This is a genomic window from Bradyrhizobium sp. 62 (assembly GCF_023073035.1).
Taxonomy (GTDB): Bacteria; Pseudomonadota; Alphaproteobacteria; order Rhizobiales; family Xanthobacteraceae; genus Bradyrhizobium.
The window spans coordinates 11,962-15,462 of record NZ_JADPIT010000030.1; the positions used below are offsets into that span (position 1 = coordinate 11,962).

The window sequence follows — 3,501 nt, forward strand, 5'->3', positions numbered from 1 at the left end:
TCTGGCCCTTGGTCTCGGAGAGATGCGTCGAAAACCGTTCTTGAGGCCGGGATCGCTCGCCTTCTCGATCATGTCTGGAAGGTTCTTCGCGATCTGCTGCTCCGCGTAATAAATGTCCTGCAGCGTGTGCACGAAGAGGTCGTCCAGCGTTTTGATGTCCTTGGTGAAAAAGCCCATTGTGTCCTCCTTGAGTGGGTCCGCACTTCAAACAGCCGGTCGGGAAGAGCGTTCCGCAGAGAGCTCACAACGGGAAGATTTCTTGGGTGCGGATGACGGGAAGCTCGGGCAGCGGCCGGCTGCGCAATCGGGCATCACGAGGCCAAAAAGCAGAACGCCGAAAACCCGAACAACTCAAACGCCCAGGGCGCCGTCCGAACACAAGTAGCCATCCCAAGGCACTGCGACAGCGCGACCCCCCTCGACGCGAGCGATAAAATTCAGAGGCTCGCACCTGGCTTCGGAGAGTCTGGAACGGATGATCGTCCGTTGGATTGGTCGGTATGAGCGAGCGAGTACTCTACGAAAGCAGCAATGGTGACGTCTGGGCACTGACGCGAGATCCGCGAACGAAAACGCCAATCGTGAAGCACCAGCGCAACATCAGCTCAGGTGGCCAGGTCCCCTATACGGATATCGGCCAATTCCTGCGTAGTGGCGCCGGGGGTGCAGAGCGCCAGCAATTGCTGAAGCTGATCGATACCCTGCTGGACGGCCGAGAGAAGGCGCTCAGGCCGACCATTTGTCTTCCTCACGGCGCGCTTCGTCGTCGTTGATGCGCTCGGCCAGGTCGGCAGCGGTTTCATGATCCTCCGTAGTGGCGATGGGCTCGCCATCTTGTTTCTTGATCTTTTGTCCTTCGGCGGTCACCGGAAAATCATCGGGTGCTAATCGCTTCTTGGAAGTGGACATGTGTCTTCCTCCTGTAGCAACGATAATAGCACGCCGCCCAACGAGCCCTCAGTTGGTTTCAGACGGTTAGACCTGACGACCGGACGAAGGGTTCCGTCATACCTTGGGAAATCGCGAAACGGCAGCGGCTCCGGTCCGAAAGCAAGGCGGGGAGAGACGTTTGCCTGCCGCCTTGAAATTCTTCCGTGAATGTCCATTTACCATCCATGCGCCACCCAACTGGATGGACAAATGGATGTACCCCATGACCGACAATGTACGCGAGCTGCGACCCCGGACCCCGGATACGGAGAAGATCACGATCAACCTGGGCTATGTGGACCTCGGCCAGGTCGATCTCATGGTGCAGGAAGGGTTTTATTCGAACCGCACCGATTTCATCCGGACGGCGATCCGCAACCAGCTCGAGCGGCACGCGGAGGTGGTCAAGCAATCGACGGTCCGTAAAAGTCTGGACCTGGGGCTGCGTAACTATGCCCGCGTCGATCTCGAGAGGGCGCGGCGCGACGGCGAGATGCTGCACATCAACGTCCTCGGCTTGGCGACCATCGACCAGGACGTCACGCCTGAGCTGGCACGCGCCACAATTGCCTCGGTCTCGGTGCTCGGAGCCCTTCATGCCAGCCCCGCAGTCAAGGCCGCTCTCGCCGACCGAACGAGGTGAACCGATGCTGAATCCAGACATGGTCCGCGAAGCGACCCGCCTCACACGTGCCGGCCAACTGGTCGAAGCCACTGCACTGCTGCAGCGAATGCTGCGCGGCGATGGCGGCCCCGCAGCGACAAGGGGAAATGCTGCGCCTGTCGAGCGTGCGAGGCTCGAGCCGCCGACACTCGAGCTGAAGGCCAATGTCGTCGAGGAGACGGAGAGCGGGCCGTCCTCACAAGCCACGCCTGCCAAACGACACAATCGCCTCGCGCCCTTCGGCGGGATGAAAGATCTTTCCGGTTTCGGCATGCCAAGTCCGGTCGGGCGCACTCCAATGTCCAAAGCGGACATTGCGCCGGGCGGCACAAGGTTCGTCTCTGCCACCTTCACTAACGCGGCGGGAAGTCGGACCTACAAGCTGTTCATCCCCAGCCGCGTTGATGGAGGACCGCGTCCCCTCATCGTCATGCTTCACGGCTGCACCCAGTCACCGGACGATTTCGCCGCCGGCACCCGGATGAATTTTCTGGCGGACGAGCGGAATTGCTTCGTTGTCTATCCGGAGCAGCCACGCGGAGCCAACCCTGCGAAATGCTGGAACTGGTTTCGCACGGGCGACCAGCAGGGGTCTAGCGGCGAGCCTTCGCTGATCGCAGGCATTACCCGCAAGATCATGCGGGAGCGTCCTATCGATCCCAAGCGCGTCTACGTCGCAGGCCTGTCGGCCGGCGGGGCCGCCGCGGCCATCATGGGCGCGACGCACCCCGACCTATACGCCGCCGTCGGCATCCACTCCGGCCTGGCTTGCGGGGCTGCCAGCGACCTTCCGTCCGCACTGGCCGCTATGCGGCATGGCAGCGCTGGACCGATCGGGACGGCTGGCGCGTCGGTGCCGACCATCGTCTTCCATGGCGATCGCGATACCACCGTGCATCCGAGCAATGCTGAACTGATTCTCCGTGGGCCGGGCGAAGCTGCAGCAAGCCCGAGGACGAAAACTCTTCGCGGGCGAGTACCTGAGGGACATGCGTATACCCGCACCGTCCTCACCGATGAAGGTGGCTTGGGCACGTCCGAGCACTGGAGCGTCCACGGGGCCGGCCATGCCTGGTCTGGAGGCAGTCCTGCCGGGTCCTACACCGATCCGCGCGGGCCGGACGCGACCAGGGAGATGCTGCGTTTCTTTTTCGAGCATTCGCTTGCTTTACGCGGAGAGTAGGACGGCGGCCTGAATGTAGCGATCGCTCACCAATCAAAAGCGCGCCGGAAAACTGATACGCGGAAAGACAAGCGAGCCGCGACCGACATCATGGGAGCGTTGCGCCGGAGCATGGGCAGGAGGAGGCGGCGGCGAAGGCTGCTAAGCCGGCCAAGAAGCCGGGAAGGCTGTTGCGGGTCAGAAGGGAAATGCTTATCCGGGCCGCAGGAGTCGCTGCGGCGAAAAGCAACGGGCCAAGGACACCGCAACTCGGCCTGACCGGCAACTACGCAGCAGGGAGCTATCGATGCTGAGAAGCTTGTTCACGGTCGCCTTCATGCTCTCTGTATCCCCGTCACTTGGTGCCCAAGAGAAGCTATCCGCCGAGAGTGCGAGCGCCAATTTTCAGAAGAATTTCGCATCCGCGTACAACCGAGGCGACGTTGACGCAGTGGCGGCAGCATTCGCCGAGGATGCAATCAGAGTTACTCCTAGCGGAATCTTCCAGGGTCGCGATGCCATACGGCGCAGTTTTCAAGAAGCCCTAAAGATAGGACTGCACGACTGGCCGGCGATGGCGACGAAATAAGGATCATTGAGGAGACGGTTAGCATCGCGGCTCCATAGCGGCATTGCAGGTAGCTCATTCTTTTGCTTTTGGCACCATTCGACCTTCATGTACCTCATGCGTTACGGCCGGGTTGTCCTCTGAAACCGGCAAACGCTTCACCAGTCGCTCACCGCA

The 3,501-nt window shown here is 61.2% G+C and carries 4 protein-coding genes and 1 pseudogene; 3 read left to right on the forward strand and 2 right to left on the reverse strand.

What is annotated here, in order from left to right; translation table 11 throughout:
• Both IVB47_RS27730 and IVB47_RS27735 read right to left on the reverse strand, forming a co-directional pair.
• Positions 1–177, reverse strand: a pseudogene (locus tag IVB47_RS27730) (DUF892 family protein); the annotation flags it as partial.
• Positions 178–726: 549 nt separating this feature from the next.
• Positions 727–909 (reverse strand): hypothetical protein, encoded by a 183-nt coding sequence (locus IVB47_RS27735; RefSeq protein ID WP_027568297.1) that lies wholly within the window; start codon positions 907–909, stop codon positions 727–729.
• Positions 910–1,153: 244 nt separating this feature from the next.
• On the opposite strand from IVB47_RS27735, the gene IVB47_RS27740 reads away from it, so the two are divergent.
• The 3 genes from IVB47_RS27740 to IVB47_RS27750 all read left to right on the forward strand — a co-directional run bounded on the left by IVB47_RS27740 (position 1,154) and on the right by IVB47_RS27750 (position 3,345).
• Entirely contained in the window at positions 1,154–1,573 is a 420-nt protein-coding gene (locus tag IVB47_RS27740; protein WP_106946911.1) for a CopG family transcriptional regulator, read from the forward strand.
• A 4-nt stretch (positions 1,574–1,577) separates the two neighbouring features.
• Positions 1,578–2,777, forward strand: coding sequence for a PHB depolymerase family esterase (locus IVB47_RS27745; RefSeq protein WP_247466024.1), 1,200 nt, complete (start codon positions 1,578–1,580; stop codon positions 2,775–2,777).
• A 286-nt stretch (positions 2,778–3,063) separates the two neighbouring features.
• Positions 3,064–3,345 (forward strand): nuclear transport factor 2 family protein, encoded by a 282-nt coding sequence (locus tag IVB47_RS27750; RefSeq protein WP_247466027.1) that lies wholly within the window; start codon positions 3,064–3,066, stop codon positions 3,343–3,345.
• Positions 3,346–3,501: the final 156 nt, after the last annotated feature.